Annotated in this window: 12 protein-coding genes; 5 read left to right on the top strand and 7 right to left on the bottom strand. The window is 73.3% G+C overall.

Annotated elements, in window-relative coordinates; genetic code table 11:
• Nucleotides 1–66: 66 nt before the first annotated feature.
• A complete protein-coding gene (locus tag AGRA3207_RS15015) occupies nt 67–2,007 on the top strand; it encodes an outer membrane protein assembly factor BamB family protein (RefSeq protein ID WP_231335244.1) in 1,941 nt (646 codons plus the stop codon).
• Nucleotides 2,008–2,064: 57 nt separating this feature from the next.
• Here the strand turns inward: AGRA3207_RS15015 and AGRA3207_RS15010 are convergent, their stop codons facing one another.
• From AGRA3207_RS15010 to AGRA3207_RS15000, 3 genes are all read right to left on the bottom strand, one after another.
• Nucleotides 2,065–3,192, bottom strand: a complete 1,128-nt coding sequence (locus AGRA3207_RS15010; RefSeq protein ID WP_231335243.1) for a glycosyltransferase family 4 protein — start codon at nt 3,190–3,192, stop codon at nt 2,065–2,067.
• Nucleotides 3,193–3,328: 136 nt separating this feature from the next.
• Nucleotides 3,329–4,591 (bottom strand): nucleotide sugar dehydrogenase, encoded by a 1,263-nt coding sequence (locus AGRA3207_RS15005; RefSeq protein ID WP_231335242.1) that lies wholly within the window; start codon nt 4,589–4,591, stop codon nt 3,329–3,331.
• 21 nt (nt 4,592–4,612) lie between these two features.
• Nucleotides 4,613–6,079, bottom strand: coding sequence for a glycosyltransferase family 4 protein (locus AGRA3207_RS15000; RefSeq protein WP_231335241.1), 1,467 nt, complete (start codon nt 6,077–6,079; stop codon nt 4,613–4,615).
• Nucleotides 6,080–6,103: 24 nt separating this feature from the next.
• On the opposite strand from AGRA3207_RS15000, the gene wecB reads away from it, so the two are divergent.
• Genes wecB through AGRA3207_RS14985 form a run of 3 tightly spaced genes read left to right on the top strand, consistent with a single transcriptional unit; the run spans nt 6,104 to nt 10,283 of the window.
• Nucleotides 6,104–7,228, top strand: coding sequence for a non-hydrolyzing UDP-N-acetylglucosamine 2-epimerase (gene wecB, locus AGRA3207_RS14995; protein ID WP_420830886.1), 1,125 nt, complete (start codon nt 6,104–6,106; stop codon nt 7,226–7,228).
• Nucleotides 7,225–7,896: a hypothetical protein gene (locus tag AGRA3207_RS14990; RefSeq protein ID WP_231335240.1), complete on the top strand. Its 672-nt coding sequence runs from the start codon at nt 7,225–7,227 to the stop codon at nt 7,894–7,896. The genes wecB and AGRA3207_RS14990 overlap by 4 nt, the downstream gene beginning before the upstream one ends.
• An 11-nt stretch (nt 7,897–7,907) precedes the next feature.
• Complete coding sequence (locus AGRA3207_RS14985) at nt 7,908–10,283, top strand: glycosyltransferase (RefSeq protein WP_420830885.1); 2,376 nt, start codon at nt 7,908–7,910, stop codon at nt 10,281–10,283.
• 99 nt (nt 10,284–10,382) lie between these two features.
• Here AGRA3207_RS14985 and AGRA3207_RS14980 read toward each other — a convergent pair whose 3' ends face one another.
• Nucleotides 10,383–11,405 carry a CDP-alcohol phosphatidyltransferase family protein gene (locus AGRA3207_RS14980; protein WP_231335239.1) on the bottom strand — a complete coding sequence of 341 codons (1,023 nt, stop codon included), beginning with the start codon at nt 11,403–11,405 and terminating at the stop codon, nt 10,383–10,385.
• A gap of 200 nt (nt 11,406–11,605) precedes the next feature.
• On the opposite strand from AGRA3207_RS14980, the gene AGRA3207_RS14975 reads away from it, so the two are divergent.
• A complete protein-coding gene (locus tag AGRA3207_RS14975) occupies nt 11,606–13,210 on the top strand; it encodes a hypothetical protein (protein ID WP_231335238.1) in 1,605 nt (534 codons plus the stop codon).
• Here the strand turns inward: AGRA3207_RS14975 and AGRA3207_RS14970 are convergent.
• From AGRA3207_RS14970 to AGRA3207_RS14960, 3 genes are all read right to left on the bottom strand, one after another.
• Nucleotides 13,197–15,215 (bottom strand): glycosyltransferase family 2 protein, encoded by a 2,019-nt coding sequence (locus AGRA3207_RS14970; protein WP_231335237.1) that lies wholly within the window; start codon nt 15,213–15,215, stop codon nt 13,197–13,199. The genes AGRA3207_RS14975 and AGRA3207_RS14970 overlap by 14 nt on opposite strands.
• Before the next feature lie 13 nt (nt 15,216–15,228).
• Complete coding sequence (locus AGRA3207_RS14965) at nt 15,229–18,639, bottom strand: CDP-glycerol glycerophosphotransferase family protein (protein WP_231335236.1); 3,411 nt, start codon at nt 18,637–18,639, stop codon at nt 15,229–15,231.
• 200 nt (nt 18,640–18,839) lie between these two features.
• Nucleotides 18,840–21,011, bottom strand: coding sequence for a bifunctional glycosyltransferase/CDP-glycerol:glycerophosphate glycerophosphotransferase (locus AGRA3207_RS14960; RefSeq protein ID WP_231335235.1), 2,172 nt, complete (start codon nt 21,009–21,011; stop codon nt 18,840–18,842).
• Nucleotides 21,012–21,024 lie beyond the last annotated feature (13 nt).

Here is a 21,024-nt window from a genome sequence, read left to right as displayed (position 1 = left end):
GCGCCCGTCACACGGCATGGTTGGTGTGGTCCACGAGAACGGTACGGGAAGGGAGGCGGCGGGGTCGTGGTCGGGAGCGGGCAGGGGCCGGGAGGCCGGTCCGGGCCCGCGGGCAGGGTCCGCGTCGTGCTCGGCCTCGTCTCGGGCGCGGTGGCGGTCGTGCTGTGCACCGTGCTCACCGACCGGTTCGTCCTGCACGCCGAGTGGTGGCAGGTACGGCACACCGTCACCGCCGACCCGGTCGCGCCGCAGAGCGAGATCGGCCCGCCGCCGGGTCCGCTCACGGCGAGCTGGGAACGCGCCACCGCGATGCACCACGGGCCGGTCGCCGGGTACGACAGCGTCGCCTACGACGTGGCGCAGGGGCAGGTGGTCGCCGCGTCCGGGCGCGGGCTGGAGGTGCGGGACGCGCGGACCGGCGCGGGCCGCTGGAGCTACCGCCGCTCCGGCTGGACGCTGCTCGGCTGGGCGTCCACCCGGTCCCGGCTGATCGCCTACTTCGAGCGGGACGGGCACCGCGGCGAGCGGATGCTCGCCGGTTTCGACGCGCTGTCGGGCGGGCTGCTGTGGCGGCGCGACGGCGACCGGCCCGCGGCGGCGTCCCGGACGACGCTGCGCTTCCCGGCGGGGTCCGGGGTGGTGCTCACCACCGACGAGGAGCGGCGCACGCTGACCGGGAGATCGGTGGCGACCGGCTCGCGGCTGTGGGAGCGGCGGCTGCCGGGCGGCTGCCGGCTGTTCGAGGGCGCCGCCCACCCCGCCGACGCGCTGGAGGCGCTCGCCGCGCTCGCCCTCGACTGCCCCGGCCGCAGCCGGCTGCTGGCGGTCGACCCGGCGACGGGTCGCGTCCGCTGGAACCGCCTGCTCGGCTCCGCGGAGTCGCCCGAGGTGTCGATGCTGGACGGGGTGGTGCTCGTCTCGGACGGGACGGCGCTGCGCGCGTTCGGCCGGGACGGCGCCCAGATCGGCGCGTGGGAGGGCGACACCGTGTGCGGCGACGAGAGCTGCCCGGGGGTCCTCGCGGGAGGGCGGCTCGTCGTCGTCTTCCACCCGGAGGGGGAGCGTGACGGCGCCACCCGCATGGAGGCGGTGGACGTGGCGTCCGGCCGCGTCGAGTGGGGGCGCGACGTCCCCGCCTACGCGGCCCTCGCGCGGGCCGGGAACCGGATCTACGCGCTGCGCCCCCGGCTGGCGGAGCCGCTGCTGCCCGCGGGCGTCGACATCGTGGACGCCGGGAGCGGCGCGGCGACGACGGCGCCGGCGCCGTTCGCGGTCGATCCCGACCTTCCGGGCGTCCGGCCCTGGATGGCGGCGGCGGGCGGGCTGCTGTACGTGGCCTACGCCGAGGCGCCGCCGCGTCCCGAGGGCAGGGCGCGGCTGGTCGCGCTGCGCGGCGGGGCCGCGGGCACCGGCCCGGCCGGGCTCGGCGGCGTCCCGGAGGGCGACTGGCCCGACGCCTGCGACCTGCTCAAGGGGCCCGACCTGGCCGCCGCGCGCCTGGACTCCTACGTCGTCACGCCCGGGCGCACGAGCGTCGGCGCGGTGAGGCTGCCGCACGCGGTCTCCTGCACCTACGAGCCGCCGAAGCCCAAGCCGCCCGGCGGGCGCGGCGGCGGACGAGGCTCGGACACCCCCGATGCGGACGAACCAGAAGATAACGCCACAGGTTCCCCGAGTTCCGCCTCGGGTGCGCCCGGCGGGCGGAGCGGGACGCCCTCCCCGCGCGGCTCCGGCGCCGAGCAGGAGCCGGTCGTGCGGGGCCTGACCGTGAGCGTGCGGTGGGTGGCCCCCGACGCGCGGACGGCCGCGCGGCTGCTGGACGCCTTGCAGGCCACCCAGGCGCAGGCGCGGCAGCGGCGCGACATCGGCGCCGACGAGGCGTACGAGATCGGGCCGACCGCCGGGACGATCGCGCTGCGCGTCGGCCGCCTCATCGTGGTCGTGGACGCGAACCGCCCCCCGGGCGCCGCCGCCCGCATCGCCTCCGCGATCGCCCGCCGCGTCTGACCGTGCCGGGTTGACCCGTGCCAGGTTGACCCGGGCCGGGCCGACCCGGGCCGGGCTTCAGAACTCGGGGACGGGTGCGATGTCCGCCACCGGGGCGGGGGCCCGGCCCGCCCAGGACTCCAGCTGGGCGACGAACCGCTCGGCGTGGGTGGGCCAGTGGAAGCGGGCGCGGGCGGTCTCGTAGCCGCGCTTGCCCATGCCGATGCGGAGTTCGGGGTCGTCGCGCAGGCGGCGGACGGCGTCCGCGGCGGCGGCGGGGTCGGTGAAGGGGACGACCAGGCCGCAGCCGGACGGCTCGACGAGGTCCACGGCGGGCGGGTTCGGCGTGGAGACCACCGGGACGCCGCGGGCCATGTACTCGACGACCTTGGTCGGCATCGAGTGCCGGTAGTTCGGCTCGTCGTGCAGCAGCGCGAGCCCGGCCATCGCGCCCTCGGCGATGCGCAGCGCCCGGTCGTTGGGGACGAACCCGTACCAGCGGAGCACGCCCTCGCGCTGGGCGTCGCGGAGGGCGGGCCGGACGGCGCCGTCGGCGGCGCCGATCAGCTCGACCATGACGCCCTCGGGGGCCAGCAGCCGCGCCATCGCGATCATGTCGAGGGCGCCCCGGGCGACCGACAGGTGGCCGACGTAGACGGCGCGGCGGCCGTCGGGCGGGCCGGGCGGCAGGTCGGCGACGTAGGTGGTGTTCGGCACCACCGGGTGCTCCTGGCGGAACCGGGACCGGTAGCCCTCCTCGGCGAGCAGCAGCCGGTGCCGCCGCTCGGTGCGCCGCTCCAGCCGCCGGACGGCCGGCCGCAGGAGGGGGCGCGCCGGGCCGGGCAGCCAGCCCTTGGCGGTGAGCGCGGCGGCGGTGTCCTCGTGGACGTCCCAGACGACCGTCCGGGAGCGCACCTCCCGCGGCATGGAGACGAGCAGCTCCGGGTCGTGCAGGAGGATCACGTCGGCGTAGGAGGCGTGCTCGGCGAGCGCCCGGTGGGCGGCGCGCAGGGCGCGGAGCCGCCTGCGGCCCGTCGCCCGGGGCACGTCCACCGGGCTGATCTCGCGCCACGGCGTCGCGTTGCACGCCCGAAATGGAGCGATATATGTAACTTCATGACCGGCGTCGATGAGGGCGCGAATCTGCCGGTGCAGAATCCGCGCATCCTCTGGATGATGCACGATCGTGCAAACACAGACCCGCATTACTCACTCCGCAACATGCCGAAATTGTGGCCTCTGACCGAGTCTTGGACGGTCATGGAAATTGCCGATGAATTCCCGTCGTCCAGGAGGTGGACAGCGCCAGGCGAGTCCCCTATGTCTGTTAGGGCGGCCGCTGTTACAGGAGTTCCACGGATTCGCCGCGCATCTCCCGCGTCCGGCCCCGGGTGTCGAACAGCAGCCGGGCGTGCCGGGCGAGCGTGGCCGCGTCGTAGGCGCCGTGGTCGGCCAGCACGATCACCAGGTCCGCCGCCTCCAGCGCGGCGGGGAGGTCCTTCCCCGCGTCGCGCACCTCGGCGCCCTCGACCTGCCAGTCGGACACGAAGGGGTCGTGGAAGCTGAGGTCGGCACCGAGCCGGGCCAGGCGGCGTGCGACGGGGCGTGCGGGTGATTCGCGTTGGTCGGCGATGTCGGCTTTGTAGGTGACGCCCAGGAGGAGGACTTTGGCTCCTTTGAGGGCGCGTCCTTCGCGGTTGAGGAGTTGCTGGGCGCGCTCGACGACGTAGCGGGGCATGCGTTCGTTGATCTCTTGGGCGAGTTCGACGAAGCGGAAGGGGTAGCCCAGGGAGCGGACCTTGTAGGACAGGTAGTTGGGGTCGATGGGGATGCAGTGGCCGCCGACGCCGGGTCCGGGGCGGAAGGGCTGGAAGCCGAAGGGCTTGGTGGCGGCGCAGTCGATGGCGTCCCACAGGTCGATGCCCAGCTCATGGCAGAAGACGGCCATCTCGTTGACCAGGGCGATGTTGACGTGGCGGTAGGTGTTCTCCAGGAGTTTGGCCATCTCGGCCTCGCGGGTGCCCTTGGCCTCCACGACCCGGTCGACGAACTTGCCGTAGAACGCCGACGCCGCCGACGCGCACGCCGGCGTCAGCCCCCCGACGATCTTCGGGGTGTTCCGCACCCCGTAGACGGGGTTGCCGGGGTCGATGCGCTCGGGGGAGAAGGCCAGGTGGAACTCCTCGCCGGCGGCCAGGCCGGAGGTCTCCAGGATGGGGCGGACGACCTCGTCGGTGGTGCCGGGGTAGGTGGTGGACTCCAGGATGACCAGCATGCCCGGTTCCAGGTGGCGGGCGACGGTCTCGGCGGCGCCGCGGACCGCGGTCAGGTCCGGGCCGCCCTCCTCCGACAGCGGCGTGGGCACGCAGATCACCACTGTGCGCGCGCCGTCCAGGATGTCCTCGTGCAGGCTCGGCGTGAACCCCGCCTCGTTCATCGCCTCGACCTCGGCGGCCGAGACGTCGTCGATGTGCGACAGGCCGGCCTTGAGCCCGGCGACCACGCGCGCGTCGCGGTCCAGCCCCCCGGCCTCCAGGCCGGCCCGGCACGCCTCCCGCACCAGCGGCAGTCCCACGTAGCCGAGTCCGATGACCACCAGATCCATACCCGGCTCCCCTCGCGAGTCCTATGTGATGGCGTATGCCGCCCGGTAGCAGGCCGCGACGGCCCGCCACGTGCGTTCCGCCCTCACCCACTCCCGAGCCGACTGCCCGATTTTTCGGCGTCTTTCTGGAGCGTAAATGAGTTCTTCCAGCGAATCGGCCCAGGCTTCCGGCTCTTCCGGAACTGTTAACGTGCCCGTTACGCCCGGTTCCACGATTTCGCGCAGAGCCTTGACATCACTTGCTATTACCGGGATTCCCCCGGCCATCGCCTCGATCGGCTTGAGGGGCGTGACCAATTGGCAGACCCGGTCGGCCCGCCGGGGGACCGCGAACACATCGAGGACGGCGTGGTGGCGACGAACGGATTCCATCGGCACGCGTCCGGTGAACACGGCGTGAACGCCGTGCCCGGCCGCGCGCCGTTCGAGCGCCCCGCGCTCGGGCCCGTCGCCGACCAGCAGCAGCGTGACGGGCGTGCCCCGGCCGCGCAGCAGCGCCGCGGCGTCGATGAGCGTGTCGATGCCCTCGTAGCCGTAGAACGAGGACGTCAGGCCGACGACCGGCGCGTCCGCCGGGATGCCGAGCGACGCCCGCAGGCCGGCGGCGTCGGGCAGCGGCCGCAGGAACGTCTCGTCCACGGCGTTCGGCACCGTGTGGATCTTCTCGGCGGGGACGCCGCGGGCGGCGATCTCCGCGCGCATCGCCTCGCCGAGCGTGACGACGGCGTCCGCCTCGGCCATGCGCCGCGTCTCCAGCTCGCGGGTGAGCCGGTAGAACTCGTCCGTCTCCCTGTGGGCGGGGTCACGCGACAGCCAGGAGTCCTCCAGGAAACCCCGGACCTCGTAGACGACGGGCAGCCCGTGCCGCTGGCCGAGCTCCAGCGCGACGGCGGCGTTCAGGTGGTTGCTGACCGCGTGCAGGACGTCCGGGCGCAGCTCCCGGACGAGGCGTCCGGCCAGGTCGGCGCCCTTGCCCACCGCCCGGACGGGATTGGACGGCGGTGCCCAGGGGATCAGTCGGTGGTAGGGGACGCCGTCGACCTCCACGCGGGGGCGGGCGTCGCCGATGCCTTGGCTGAGGGGGTAGCCGAGCCGTGTCGCGACGTGGACGTCCACGCCGAGCTCCCGCTGGGCCAGGGCGAGCCGGTGCGTCCGGACGGTGTACCCGGCGTTGGTGCGGGGCAGCGCGTTCGTCACCAGCTGGAGGACGCGCGTCCCGGACGGGCCGGGCGGCGCGGACCGGGCGGACCGGGCGGTCCAGGACGGCGGGGGCGGCGGGGTGTGCGCCAGCAGCGCGCGCAGCTCGGCGGTCTCGCGCTGGAGGCCGCGGGGGCGCGGGACGGCGAGGCGGGAGCGCCGCAGCCGCCCGCCGAGAGGGCCGGGGGCCGCCCGCGCCAGCAGCCGCACGGCGAGCCGGGGCGCCCGCCCCGGGTCGTCGCGGAGCTGGCGCCAGGTGAGTCCCAGCAGGTAGACGGGTTTTCTGAGCACGGCGGGCGAGCGTAGGCAACCCCGATGAACAGAAGGGAAATTGTGTTGGCACCCATCGTGCACGTCCTGGGGGCGCGGCCGAACTTCGTCAAGGCCGCACCGGTGATCCGCGCCCTCGGCGCCGCGGGCGCCGAGCAGGCGGTGGTCCACACCGGGCAGCACTACGACGAGCGGATGTCGGAGATCTTCTTTGTGGAGCTGGGGCTCCCGGAGCCCGACGTCAACCTCGGGGTGGGCTCCGGCGGGCACGCCGAGCAGACCGCCGCGCTGATGATCGGGCTGGAACGGGAGTTCACGAGCCGTTCACCCGCCCTCGTCATCGTGTACGGCGACGTGAACTCGACGATCGCCGCCGCGCTGGTCGCGGCCAAGCTGCACATCCCGGTCGCCCATGTGGAGGCCGGGCTGCGCAGCTTCGACATGACCATGCCCGAGGAGGTCAACCGGCGGCTCACCGACCAGCTGTCCGACCTGTGCCTGGTCACGAGCCCGGAGGCGATCGGGCACCTGGCCAACGAGGGCGTTCCGGTGGCTCGGGCCCACTTCGTCGGCAACCCGATGATCGACACGCTCCTGGCCAACCTGGACAGCTTCGACACCGCCAAGGCGCGCGCGGCCTTCGACTTGCCCGAGCGGTACGTCCTGGCGACGATGCACCGCCCCGCCAACGTCGACGCGCCCGGGACCGCCGCCGCGCTGGTCCGGCACCTGCACGGCGTCGCCGACCTGGCCGACCTGGTCATCCCCGTCCACCCGCGCGGCCGCGCCACCCTGCTGGCCGCCGGGCTCGATGAACACCCGCGCGTGCACGTCCTGGAACCACTCGGCTACATCGACTTCATCGCCGCCGTCCGCGGCGCCGCCGCGGTCGTCACCGACTCCGGCGGCCTCCAGGAGGAGACCACCATTCTCGGCGTGCCGTGCCTGACCGTCCGGCCCAACACCGAACGGCCCATCACCATCACCCACGGCACCAACCGCCTCGTCACCTTCGAGGAACTCGTCCCCGCCGCCCGCAAGGCCCTCGGCGGGCCGGACGGGCCGTCCCCGGCGCACGACGCGAGGCCGCCGCTGTGGGACGGGCACGCCGGGCCCCGCATCGCCGACGTGATCATGGAGTTCCTGGGTGAACACGGAGTCGCCGCGTGAACAACGCGAAGGCCAACCGGCAGGTGGCGCGGCTGCGGGCCACGCTGCGCGAGCGCGAGTCCCGGGTCCAGGAGCTGGAGCGGCGGCTGGACGCCCTGGAGACGTCCACGACGCTCCAGTTCGGGCGGCTGGTCGCGGGCGCGGCGCGCAACCCGCGGCGGCGCGGGGTGAAGCTGCCCAAGGAGCTGTACCGGCTCTGGCGCAAGCGGAACGTCCCCGTGTCCGACTCCGGCTCGGCGGACGGTGAGCGGATCCAGCTCGACCGGGTGGACCGTCCCGAGGACCGCCTCCTCGTCGCCGCCCCCTACGTGGGCCCCGTCATCGCCGGTGTGCTCGGCGCGCGCGCGGCGGCCACGCTCGCCGAGCACGCGAAGGTCATCCCGCTGTACCCGCACGACGCCACGATCGTGCTGGACACCGCGGACGTGGACATGCTCGTCGTGGACGCCGCGGCCGGTGAGCCCGGCGGCCCGTGGGCCTACCTCGGCGTCCCCGGCATGTACGACCGGGACCGCGCGCTGAACGACGTCCGGGAGCTGGCCGCGGCCCGTGGCCTCCCGCTCGTCCTGTGGGGCGAGGCGCCCCCGGCGACCCTGGCCTGCCTCCCCTGGGACGCCACCGCGGCCACGCCCGGCAGGCTCGCCGAACTGCTCGTCCCGGCACCGTGAAAGGAACTCCTGTGCGACCTCGCGCCCTCGTCTACGGCGACGTCGATCTCAACCTGATCGACGGCTCGGCGATCTGGGCCCAGGGCATGGTCCAGGCGCTGGCCCGTGCCGGCTGCGCGGTGACCCTGGTCCTCAAGGCGCCGGTCAGGACCGGCCGGCTCGTCGACCCGCTGCGCGCCCTGCCCGGGGTCACCGTGCGCAGCCCGCACGCGGAGGGCCTGATCGACATCGAGGGCGGCATGCCCCCGAAGGCCGCCGCCGCCGTCCTCGCCCGCGTCGACGAGGAGGAGCGGCTCCGCCCGGCGGCGGGCGGCCCCCCGCACCCGCCGGAGGGCGGCTTCGACATGATCGTCGTCAGGGGCCGCCGCCTCGCGGGCAAGCTGTCCGCCGGGCCGCTGGCCGGGCGGCTGTGGACGTACCTGACCGACGTCCCCCAGTCCGCCGCGCTGTTCGACGGCTCGTCCAAGGGCGAGCTGCGCCGGATCGCGGACGCCTCCCGGGTGCTGCTCTGCCAGACCGAGGAGCTGCGCGGCTTCCTGGAGAGCGCCGTCCCGGCGACGGCGGGCAAGAGCGTGCTGTTCCCGCCCGTCGTCGTCCTCCCCGACGGCCTGGAGCCGAGGCGGGACGGCGCGCCGGACGGCCGCGCGCTCACGCTCGTCTACACCGGCAAGTTCGCGCCGCGCTGGAACACCTACGAGATGACCTCGTTGCCGCGCCTGCTGGCGATCCGGGGCGTGGACGCCGAGCTGCACATGGTCGGCGACAAGATCCACGACGATCCGGCGGACCCCGGGTTCGCGACGCGGATGCGCACCGCGCTGGAGAGCGGGCAGGGCGTCGTCTGGCACGGCGGCCACCCCCGCGCCGAGGCGATGCGGCTGACGGCCGCGTGCGACGTGGGCCTGTCGTGGCGGCACCCGGAGATGGACGCGAGCCTGGAGCTGTCCACGAAGGTGCTGGAGTGCGGGACGCTCGGCGTGCCGGTCGTCCTCAACCGCACGCCGATGCACGAGCGGCTGTTCGGCACCGACTACCCGCTGTTCGCGTCCACGGAGACCGACGTCCTGGACGCCCTGACCCTCATCGGCAAGAACTCCGACGTGTTCACCCTGGCCGTCGAGCGCTGCCGCGCGGCGGCGGCGGGCTTCACGCTGGACGCGGCGGCCGAGCGGCTGCGCGGCTGTGTCGAGCGGACGTTCCCGGAGCCGTCCGCGGCCGTCCTCGCGGCCGCCGAGGAGCACGAGCGCGTCGCCGTAAGGCTCGGCGCGGCCGGGGGCGGCGGCCCTGCCCGGCCGGACGAGGCGCTCGCCGGCACCGCCGCCCCGTCCGGCTCCGCGCCCCCGGACGCGGCGCAGGGCGGGCCGCGGCGCCTGCGCGTCGGCGTCGCCGGGCACGACCTCAAGTTCTTCACCCGCCTGCTCGACTACCTCCGCTCCCGCCCGGACATGGAGGTCCGCGTCGACAAGTGGGCCGCGCTGAAGGTCCACGACGAGGACCGCAGCCGGGAGCTGGCCGACTGGGCGGACGTCGTCGTCTGCGAGTGGTGCGGGCCGAACGCGATCTGGTACGCGCGGAACAAGCGTCCCGGCCAGCGGCTCGTCGTCCGGCTGCACCGCTTCGAGCTGTACGCGCGCTGGCCGCGGCACCTGCCCATCGACGAGGTGGACGAGGTCATCTGCGTCAGCCCGCACTACGCCGACCTCACCCGGGAGATCACCGGCTGGCCCGCCGGGAAGGTCACCACCATCCCCAACTGGGTGGACGACCATCAGCTCGACCGCCCGAAGCTGACCGGCGCCGAGCACCACCTCGGGATGATCGGCATCGCGCCGTCCCGCAAGCGGCTCGACCTGGCCCTGGACGCCCTGGAGGAACTGCGCCGCGACGATCCCCGCTTCACCCTCTTCGTCAAGACCAAGCTCCCCTGGGAGTACTGGTGGATCTGGCAGAAGGAGGAGGAGCGCGAGCACTACGAGCGGGTGTTCCGCCGGATCCGCCGCTCACCGCTGCTGGCGGGCGGGGTCGTGTTCGACTCCTACGGCCGGGACGTCGCGTCCTGGCTGCGCCGCATCGGGTTCGTGCTGTCGACCAGCGACGACGAGAGCTTCCACCTGGCCCCCGCCGAGGGGATGGCGTCCGGGGCGGTGCCGGCGCTGCTGGGCTGGCCGGGCGCCGACACCATCTACGACACGCGGTGGATCCACGACGACCCGTCCGCGATGGCCGCGTCGATCGCCTCGACCGTGTCCCTGGGCCGCTGGGAGCACGACCGGCTCCTGGCCCGCGACCAGGTCCGCGCCGCGTACGGCCTGGACGAGGTGTGCCGCCAGTGGACGGACATGCTCGCCGCCACCGCCGTCGGCGCGACGGCCGTCAGGACGCCCTGACCGTCCGTCCGCCGGAAACGTCCGCCGGAAACGGTGAAGCCCCCGGGAGCCGTGCTCCGCGGGGGGCTTCGTCGTCGTGGGCGAACCTGTGGACGGCGGTCAGCTGCTGCTGCCGACGGCCGCGTTCGCGGTCTCGCGGGGCTCGGCGGGCACCTGCGCCCGGTACTCCTCGATCTTGCCGTCCAGCTTGGCCATGCTGCGGCTGTAGTCGCGGCTGGCCAGCCAGAACTTGTAGATGATGATCAGCTCGAAGACGAGCATCCCGGCCGCGCTCAGCGCGACCACGGGGATCACCGCGCCCGGGATGGCCGCGGCGGCCACCGGCGCGACGATGAACACGCCCATCTGGAACTCGATGCCGCTGATCAGGTGCGGGCGGATGCGGCCCGCCATGAGCACGTTGCGGATCCGCGCGTACCAGGGGAACCGCTGCTCGAAGCCCTGCTGGAGCTCCTTCGCGGCCGGGTCGTCGCCGACGACGCGGTTCTCCATGTCGGCCTCGGGGTCGCTCAGCGCGCCCTCGGCCGTCCGCAGGTCCTCGCCGACCTCGCCGACGTCCAGCACCTCGCCGCTGGCGCGCCGGGCCGCCAGCTCCAGGTCCCGGGCCTCCTCGCGGGCGGCGTTCAGCGTGGCGCGCATCTGCGACCGGACCTTGTAGATCTCCAGCGCGTCCATGTAGCGCAGCATGTCCAGGAAGACCACCGCGACGGCCGTCCACACGTACGCGACGTTGCCGGTGTCGGCGTACTGCCCGGCCATCAGGGCGATGGCGCAGGCCAGCACCCGGACCCGGTCGAAGATGTAGTCGAGCCAGGCGCCGAACACCGAGCCGGTGCCCTTCAGCCGCGCGATCTTGCCGTCCATGCAGTCGAGCGTGAACGACAGGTGGTACAGCAGCGCGCCCGCCAGCAGCCACGGCCAGCCCGCCACGGCGAAGCACCCGCCGGCGGCCAGGCCGAGGATCAGGGCGCCCACGGTCAGCTGGTTGGGCGTCACCCGGGTCCGGTTGGCGGTGAACCTGACGAGCCGGGACGCGAGCGGGTCGACCAGCAGCACCGTCCACCAGGCGTCACGCGCCTTGTACGTCCGTTGCCGAACGTCCTCCAGCGTGAAGTTCGCCATGGATGGGTGTCCTCTCGTTCGAACCGGGCCGCTCCCGGCCGTTGACGATCGTAGCCGTTGTCCGGTTGCGGTCCTCCTTATTCTCACGGAGTCGTAACCCGGTGGTCATCGGAAGCGCCGGGACGCGGCGCAGGCTTGACGAAGAATTGCGCCTGACGGGGTGGTCACGCACGTGCGGCCGACCTCGATAGGCTTTGCGGGTGCGTGAGAAAGCCGGCCGGGCGGGCCGTTCCGCCGTGGCCCAACTGCCGTTCACCTGCGTCCTCGCGGTGGCGGTGTGGATACGGGTCGTCGCGGTCAAGGGATATCCCGCGCCGCTGTGGTTCGGCGACTCGCCGGGATACCTGAAGGCCGCGATCGAGCTGAAACCGGGCGAGACGCGCCCGAGCGGATATCCGTTCCTGCTGTGGCTGATCAAGCCGTTCCACAGTTTCACCGTGATGGTGTCGGTGCAGCACGCCGTCGGCGTCCTCACCGGTGTGCTCGTGTACGTCCTGGTGTGGCGCGCCGCGCGGGCGGCGTGGCCGCTCGGCCCGGACGGGGAGGCCGGGCGGTGGGCGTGGCGCGTGTGGGTCCCCGCGCTCGCCGCGACGCCGCTGACGGTGCCGGTGCTGCTGCCCGTCCACCAGATCGCCCTTGAGCACATGCTCATGTCGGACTCGCTGTTCGCGTTCCTGCTGCTCGCGGCGGTGGCGGTGGTGCTGTGGCGGCGGCGCATGCCGTGGTGGCTCGGCGGCCTGGCGGGGCTGCTCACCGCGTGCGCGGCGCTGACACGGTCGGCGGGCCTGCCGCTGATCGCGCTGATCCTGCTGGGGATGCTGCTGAGACGGGCGGGGTGGCGGGCCTGCGCGGTCGCCGTGGCCGCGTTCGTCCTGCCGGTCGCGGGCTACATGGGCTGGTTCCACGCCGAGTACGGCGAGTACAAGCTCGCCAAGGCCAACGGCATCTGGCTGTACGGGCGCACCGCCGACTTCGCCGACTGCCGCGTCATCAGGCCGCGCCCCGAACTGGCCATGATGTGCCCGAAGAACACCGACCCGAGGATGTCCCCGGCGTTCGCCGCGATGTGGACGCGCGACTCCCCGTTCCGGGACATCCCGGGCTGGATCACCGGCCCCACGGCGGACAAGCTGGCGAGCGAGTTCGCCATGGACGCGATCGAGGCGCAGCCCGGGGACTACGCGCGGGTGGTCGTCCGCGACACGTTCCGGTCGTTCGAGTGGGAACGCAAGCCCTACCCCACGCCGTGGACGTGGCTGCAATACGAGTTCCCCGAGGGTGAGGCGTGGAGCGACGAGCAGGCGCTGCTGGCCGAGCGGTACGACCCCGGCGGCGGTGAGCCGAGGGTCGTCCACCCGTGGGCCGGGACGGTGCTCGGCTACCAGCGCACGATGGCGATGCCCGGCACCATCCTCGGGATCCTGCTGATCGCCGGGCTCGCCGCCGCGCTTCCGTACGCCCGGTCCGGGGGGAGGTGGCGGGTCCTCGGGCCCGTCCGGCACTGGGGGACGGGCGCGCTGCTGCCCTGGGGGACCAGCCTCGCGCTGCTGGTGATCCCGGCCGCGACCGCCGATTTCGACTACCGCTACGTGCTGCCCGCCGTCCCGTTCGCGTGCGTCGCGCTGGGCCTGGCGCTGCTCCCGCCGCCCCGCCCGGCCGTGCCGTCGGAGACCGTGCCCCCCGAGACCCTGCCGCCCGAGGCCGCGTCTCCCAAGACCGTGCCGTCGGAGACCGCGCCGCCGGAAGGTGCCGAGGCCGGAGCGGCCGGCACGACCGGAAAGGAGACGGCGGCTACCTCCGGGTGAGGCGGCGGCCCGCCGACCGGGCGATGGCCGGGACCCTCCCGTGGACGATGTGGACGGCGAGGTTCCCGCCGCCCGTCCGGTAGAACGAGGCGCGGCGCAGCCCGAGCGGCGCGCACGGCACGGCCGGGGCCTTCGGCGCCGCCGCGATGGGCACCCGCATCCGGACGGCCTCTTCGCCGACCGTGAACTCCAGGTGGACGTCCCAGCGTCCGGCGGCCAGCCCCCGCAGGTCGGCGACCGCGGTGAACTCCAGAAGGCCCTCGCCCGGGACGGTCTCGACCTCGGCGTCCTTGGTGTCCCCGCCGCTCCGGGCCTTCAACCGGACGGCCACGCCGACGCGCTCGGCCGCACCGGGCGAGACGGGCACGTGGCCGCGGATCCGCAGGCGCGCCCCGCCGTCCCAGCCGATCTCCTCGACCCGCAGGAGTTTCTCCAGCGCGCCGGGGCCGGGGGTGACGGTCAGGGTCAGATTGCCGTAGCCGCGGGTGAAGAACGGGGTGACGGCCGCGCCCGGGCCGTCCCCGGACACCACGAACCGGGCGGGCGGGGCGGCGATCTCCGGATCGCGGTCGGCGCCGAGCCGCCCCTCCTTCGCCAGCCGGTCGTGCGTCACCTCGGCGTGCAGGTCCCAGGCGCCCGCGGGCAGCGGCTTGCCGGACGCCGCCGTCGCCGGGTCGATGGCCACCGTGAAGCCCGCGCCGCCGTGATCATCACCGTCACCGCCGTCGCCGTCGCTGTTGCCGCCGCCGGAAGGCTCGCAGGGCACGCGGTGCTCGGCGCCGGACTTCTTGTCGCGCAGCAGAATCGCGACCGTCCGGTCGCCGGTGCCGACGCGGTCGATCGCGACGGTGCCGCCGACGCGCAGCCGGTCGCCGTCCCAGGCGAGCGCGGTCAGGCTCCGCGTGACGCGCAGCCGGTCGGTGACGTCGAAGTAGGCGTCCGGGATGGCCGCGCCCGCCTCCCGGAACCCCGGGTACAGGGCGTAGGCGCGGTCCCCGTCCACCTTGACCGGGACCGGCTCGTCCGCCAGTCCCGCCTCGACGATCTTGCCGAGCAGCTCCTGGTGGCCGCTGCGCGCGCAGTGGGCGAGCAGCCGGTACCGGGGCGGCATCCGCATGAGCACGGCCGGGGTGAGGAAGTCCTCGCACAGGGTGCGGACCCCGTCCCGCGTCGCGCGCCGGTCATCGGCGGACGCCGCGAGGAAGGCGCCGTTGAGCCGGTGCAGGACGTCGCGCTGGAAATGCCGGACCAGCATCCGGTCGCGGACCATCCCGGGCTTGGTGTGCGCCATGACCTGTTCGAGCAGCGGCCGGGCCGCCTTGGCGTAGTACTCCGCGGGCGCGGCGCCGCCCGCCTGCATGATGCTGGTGCCGTCCTCGCGTTCGACGAGGTAGTAGCAGTCGTAGTCGGCGACGATCGACACGCCCGACGAGCACAGCAGGGCGTGGCCGGTGAACACCTTGTCCTCGCCCGAGAGGATCCCCTCGGGGAAGCGGATCCCGTGCCGCTCCACCAGGTCCCTGCGGAACAGCTTGTGCGCGGTCAGCGACCTGCCGTAGACGTCGAAGTCCGGGTCGTCCACGGTCACCCGCGGGACGTTCTCCTCGAACCGCGCCACGCCCCGCCCGACGCCGACGTAGTTGCCGATGACCACGTCGGTGCCGTTCTCGTCGGCCATCGCGCACAGGCGCTCCAGCGCCTCCGGGCCGAGGCGGTCGTCGGCGTCCAGGAAGAACAGGTACTCGCCGCGGGCGCGGTCGATCGCCGCGTTGCGCGGGGCGCCGGGCCCGCCGGAGTTCGGCCGCCGCAGGACCGTGAGCCCGGCGTGCGACTCCGCGATCCGGTCCAGCTCGTCCCCGCTGCCGTCGGTGGACCCGTCGTCCACCGCGATCACCTCGATCGTCCCGGAGCCGAGCGTCTGGTCGAACACCGAACGCAGCGTGGCCTCCACCGACGCGCGGCAGTTGTACACGGGGACGATGACGCTGACCTTCGGAAGTGTCATGGCGGGGCGCCGTTCAGGTCGATGATCGGAAGACGTGGTCGACGGTGCGGGCGGCGGCGTTCCCGTCGTCCAGGGGGCAGAACCGGTGCACGAACTCCTCGTAGCGGTCCCGGTGGCCGGCGGTGGCGGCCCCGACGTCGCGGATCGCCTCGATCAGCGCGTCGGAGGTCTCCACCAGCGGCCCCGGCGCCTCGGCCTCGAAGTCGAAGTAGAAGCCGCGGAGCCGGTCACGGTAGTCGGCCAGATCATAGGTGAAGAACAGCATGGGGCGGCCGGTGTTGGCATAGTCGAACATCACCGACGAGTAGTCGCTGATCATCATGTCGGCGATCAGGTACAGCTCGGTGATGTCGGGGTAGAGCGAGACGTCCCGGACGAACCCGGCGTCGTCCTCGGTGATGCCGTCCACGACGTTGGTGTGCAGCCGGACGAGCAGCACGTGGTCGTCGCCGAGCGCGTCGCGGGCGCGGTCCAGGTCGAGCCGCATGTCGAACTTGTAGCGGCCCTTGCTGTAGTACTGGTCGTCGCGCCACGTCGGCGCGTACAGCACGACCTTCTTGCCCTCGGGGATGCCGAGCCGCGCCCGGACGTCCTTGGCGACGACGTCGGCCTCGGGGCTGTGCATCAGGTCGTTGCGCGGGTACCCGGCCTCGATGATCTCGCCCGTGAACGCGAACGCGCGGCGGAAGATCTCCGTGCTGAACGGGTTCGGGGACAGCAGGTGGCTCCACTCGGGGACGGCGGGGCCGGTGGTCTTGGCCTGGAGCGCCTTCTTCATGCCGGGCGCGTAGGCGAAGTGCACCTCCTTGATGTCCTTGCCGATCTTCTTCAGCGGGGTGCCGTGCCAGGTCTGCAGGACGATCTGGTCCGGGTGCCGCTGGAACCAGTCGCCGAGCCGGTGGTTCGTGACGATGTAGCGCGAGGTCGCCACGGCCTCCTGCCACTCGGCGCCGTTCAGCCGCACCGCCTCCAGCGTGTCCGGCAGCTCCACCTGCGCGTCGTTGACGACCCAGAGCTGCCCCAGGTCCGAGCCGCGCCGGACGAGCTCCTGGTGGATCGCCTTCGGGCTGTCGGAGTACTGGCGGCCGTTGAAGCAGGAGTACAGGACCGTGTCGCGCAGCCCGTCGCGGTCGACCCGGCGGCGGGCCTCCTCGCGGATCTTCGGGCCGGAGGAGCGTTCCTCCTGGGACACGTCGCCGGTCACCGCCACGACGAGCCGCCCGTCGGTGGTCTCCAGGTCGTAGCCGCGCCGCGCGACCCGCTGCGCCTCGGGCAGCCCCTTCTGCGCCGCGCCGGTGAGCCGGACGGTCAGCGCCCGGCCGCCCCCGGCGGGCCGGAACAGCACGTCCCAGCGGCCCGGACGCAGCGGCAGCACGCCCGCGACGCCCGGCACGGCCGCCACCGGCACCTCGGCCCGCAGCGTCCCCGACCCGTCGCCGACGAGGTCGAACGCGAACTCCTTGCGGCGGGCCCGCCCGCGCAGCACGATCTGCCCGCCCGGGTGCGCGGCGTGCGTCGCGGTGAGCGCGAGGGTGCCGTCCGGGCGCCACGCGCAGCCGGTGACGAGCAGCCGGGTCGTCGTCAGCCGGACACGCAGGTAGCCGCCCGGGCCGCGGCCCGCGCCGACCTCCAGCGCGCCGAACGGCCGCTCGGCGTCCTGCACGCCCTCGGCGAGCACGAGCGGGCGGCCCCCGGCGGAGACCGTCCAGTCGCGGGTGTCGTCGATGGCGTCCTCGGAGATCGGCACGTCCGCGAGCGCGGCCGGGTCGATCCGGGCGCGCCGCGTCCTGGGCGTCCCGCCGTCGCCGTCCTCCAGCGGGACCTCGACGGTGGTGTCGCCGAGCCGCAGGACCAGCCCCGCGGGCGGCTCGCCGGCCGACGCGACCTCGATGACCAGGTCGTCGCCGTCCCAGCGCAGCCCGGTGGCCTTGACCCGGACCTTCTCCACCAGCACGCGCAGGTTCCCCTCCACGATCTGCGGGACGATCCGCACGTCGCCGGCGACGTACCGGTACGGGGGGTGCGCGCCGGTGCCGGACCCGCCGCCGCGCAGCGGGCCCCTGCGGAACACGCCGGAGTTCAGCACGGACGCCTCGACGTCCCAGACGCCCTCGACCCACGTCCCGTGGTCACGGAGGCGTCCCGCGTCGAGCGAGAACTCGAACCCCGACCACCCGGACGATTTGCCGGGCTTAGGTATCTGCCGCGCTCTCGCGGTGACCTTCCGGTCGCCCGACCGCAGCGTGACGGCTTTCAGCGACGTCCAGCGGCGGCGCGAGCTGACCGAGTTGATGTACGCCTCGCCCGTCACGGTGAGCCGGTCGCCGTCCCAGCCCACCGCGTGGACGCGGCCCCGCATCCGGACCTCGTCGCGGGCGCGGTACACCTCGCGGGGGATGTCGAGCGAGCCGTCCTTCCAGTACGGGTACACCACGTACCGGCGCAGCGGGTCGCGGACGATCGACGGCGAGGACTTGCCGCGCTCGTACCGGACGACCTTCACCAGCTCCGTGGTGTGGCCCGTGGCGGCGAGGTGCCACTTGAGCCGGACGAGGGCGGGCGCGTCGGCGAACACCTTCGGCGGGACCGTGGCCGCGTACGCGGCCGCCTGCGCGACGACCTGCTCGCGCTCGTCGGCGGGCAGGTCGGGCAGCACGTCCAGGAACACGCGCAGCTCGGTGGTGACGGCCGCGAGCTGGAGCCGCCGCGCGTCCCCGGCGTCGCCGTGCTCGGTGAGCCAGGTCGTCGCGAGCGTGACCGCGCCGAACCCGTCCGCGATGTCCTGCGCCTCCGTCGTCGGCTCGTGCTGGACGTTCCGCCGCCGCAGCACCACCTCCGGCAGGACGTCGACGGCCTTGGCCAGATGCAGCGCCCGGACGGTCACGGCGAGGTCGTCGTACCGGCCGATGTCGGGGAACTCCAGCGCGGCGGCGGTCCAGAAGGAGCGGCGGAACAGCTTCCCGGCGATCCGCCGGCTGAGGATCAGCCCGGGCTCCCGGCGCAGGTCGGTGCCCGTCGCCGGCGGCACGGACGCCTTGCGCGGCTGCCACGACCACACCTGGCCGGTGCGCTTCCTGGCGGCCTCGGCGCCCATCGCGACGTCCGACCCCGACCGCTCCAGCGCGTCCACCAGCAGGCCGAGCGCGTCCGGGGGCAGTTCGTCGCCGCCGTCGACGAACAGCAGGAACTCCCCGTCCGCGGCGGCGGCGCCGCGCCCGCGGGCGGCGCCCCGGCTGAGCGCGCCCTCCCGTATGAGCCGGAACCGGTCGTCGGGGAGCGCCGTCCCGGCGGCGGCGCCGGTGCCGTCGTCCATGACGAGCACCTCCAGCGCGCGGTGCGGCTGGGCGGCGAGGGACGCCAGCGTGTCCGGCAGCGCCTCACCGGCGCCGTGCGAGAGGACGATGACGCTGATCCGGCTGGACAAGCGACCCACTCCTTCGACCACTTGGGGACCCGGCGCCGGGCGCCGGGTCGTGAGACGGCATGTTGTCGGCCGGCACGCCATGAGACGGCCTGGTGTGAGCCGGCATGTGTGCGACGGCATGGTGTGAACGGCGGGCCCGGCTCGAAGCGGGGTCCACCGAGGGTACTGGAGCGGGCAGGACGATCAAGGCGTCCCGGCGATCACCGTGGCGGGCTGGGGACCTTCTCGCCCAGGAACATCCGGCGGACGGCGCGCTCGGCGGCGTGGCCGTCGTCCCACGGGCAGAAGCGCGCCCGGAAGTTCTCGCGCGCCTTGTTCGCGGTGTCGCTCCACGCCGCCCGGGACACGAACGCGTCGACCAGCTCGCTCTCCGTCGTGGCGACGACGCCCGGCGGGGTGGCGGTGAGGTCGAAGTTGACCCCGCGGGTCAGCTTGTAGGTCTCCCAGTCGTTGGCGTAGATGACGATCGGCTTGTCGAGGTTGGCGTAGTCGAACATGACCGACGAGTAGTCGGTGAGCAGCGCGTCCGAGGCGATGGCGAGGTCCTCGACCGACGGGTATTTGGACACGTCGATGACGCGGCCCTCGGGCCAGCCCATGTCCGCGGCCATGTTCTTGAGCTTGTAGTAGTAGTGCGCGCGCAGGAGCAGCACGTGGTCCTGGCCGAGCTGCTCGACGAACCGGCCGATGTCGAACATCGGGGTGTAGTGCCGCTGGTAGTCGCGGTGCGTCGGCGCGTACAGGACCGCGGTCGCGCCCTCGGGGACGCCGAGGGCGGCGCGCAGCCGCCCGCGCTCCTCCTCATCGGCCTGGACGAGCCGGTCGTTGCGCGGGTAGCCGATCTCCAGCATCTCGTAGTTGCACGGGAACCCGCGCTCCCACGCCTCACTGGACAGCGGGTTGGACGAGAGCAGGTAGTCCCAGCGGTCCGAGCGGGTGATGAGGGCCTTGAAGTCCATGTCCTTGGCGCCGACCGGGAACTCCATCTGGTCGAGGCCCATCTTCTTCAGCGGGGTGCCGTGCTGCGTCATCATGTGCACCTGGCCGGGGCGCTTGACGTAGTGGTCCGGGAAGTTGACGTTGTTGACGAAGTACTTCGCGCGGGCGATGGTCCGGTAGTAGTCGGCCGACCCGGACACGACGTACTCCACGCCCTTCGGCATGTCCTTGCGCGCCCCCGGCTTCACCACCCACACGCCGCGGATGTGCGGGGCCAGCTCCCGCGCCTTCTCGTAGATCGCCGCGGGGTTGCAGGCGTACCCGCGGTACCAGTAGGCGGCGAACACGGCGAGGTTCTCGTCGATGGCCAGGCGCCGCTGCATCTGGTAGTAGCGGTCCTTGGCCACCTCCTTGGAGTACAGCACGCCGCGCTTGCGGAGGTTGTTGGCCTTGCGGGCGGGCTTCTTCGCCTTGGCCTTCACCGACCCGGCGCCGAGGCGCTGGAAGCCCCGGTAGTCGTTCTTCTGGATCAGCCGGTGCTTCTCGGCCAGGAACGGCTTGGTGTCGGGCGGGACGTGCCCTTCCGGCCGGTACCGGTTGTAGGTCTTGGACATCTCGGAGAAGAACCGCTCGTTCTCCGACTCGTGCACCCGGTCGCCGCGCTCGATGATCACCAGCAGGTGCCAGATCGTCCGGTCGAACATCAGCTGCCGGAACGGGTCGGCCTTCGGCCCCATCTCGTCCATGAAGGCGAAGATGCGGTCGTACTGGGCGAAGGCGTCGAAGTGCTTGGCGCCGGTCGTCTTGGTGATCGCACCGCGGCGGCGTTGCCGGTAGATGTAGCAGACCCGGTCCAGCAGGCTCAGCCGCTCGGCGGCCATCAGGATCGGGTAGGTGACGTTGACGTCCTCGTAGTAGCCGCCGCTGAAGCGCAGCCCGAGGTCGAGGAGGAACTGCCGGCGGATCGCCTTGTTCCACGCCGTCATCATCATCTCAAGGACGCTCGGGCGCTCCTCCAGCGTGAACACGTCCGGCGCGGGCGGCTCCCGGAACAGGTCGTTGATGATGCTGCGCTTGACCTTGCCGTTCCAGTAGGACCGCGCGTAGTCGAAGACCAGGACGTCGGGACGGGTCTCGGCGAGCCGGTCGCAGACCGCGCGGACGGCCCCCTCGGTGGCGTGGTCGTCGCTGTCGAAGAACCACACGTAGTCGCCGGTCGCGGCGTCCAGCCCCGCGTTGCGGGCGTGCCCGAGGCCGACGTTCTCGGCGAGGTGCAGCACCCGGACCCGGGAGTCCCGCTCGGCGAACTCGTCGAGGATCTCCCCGCATCCGTCCGGCGAGGCGTCGTCGACGGCGATGACTTCCAGGTTCGGAAGGTCGGGGTCGAGGATCGAATCCAGGCACTGCCGGATGTAGCCCTGCACTTTGTGCACGGGCACGATGATG

The organism is Actinomadura graeca, assembly GCF_019175365.1.
Lineage (GTDB): Bacteria > Actinomycetota > Actinomycetes > Streptosporangiales > Streptosporangiaceae > Spirillospora > Spirillospora graeca.
Note: the sequence above shows the minus strand (reverse complement) of the source record. Positions and strands in the feature narration are given on the sequence as shown.

Coding starts and splice junctions, on each gene's coding strand:
- AGRA3207_RS15010 (WP_231335243.1), bottom strand. CDS start 3,192: ATGCGGGTCTGTGTTTGCACGATCGTGCATCATCCAGAGGATGCGCGG.
- AGRA3207_RS14980 (WP_231335239.1), bottom strand. CDS start 11,405: ATGGCGAACTTCACGCTGGAGGACGTTCGGCAACGGACGTACAAGGCG.
- AGRA3207_RS15005 (WP_231335242.1), bottom strand. CDS start 4,591: ATGGATCTGGTGGTCATCGGACTCGGCTACGTGGGACTGCCGCTGGTG.
- wecB (WP_420830886.1), top strand. CDS start 6,104: ATGAACAGAAGGGAAATTGTGTTGGCACCCATCGTGCACGTCCTGGGG.
- AGRA3207_RS14970 (WP_231335237.1), bottom strand. CDS start 15,215: ATGACACTTCCGAAGGTCAGCGTCATCGTCCCCGTGTACAACTGCCGC.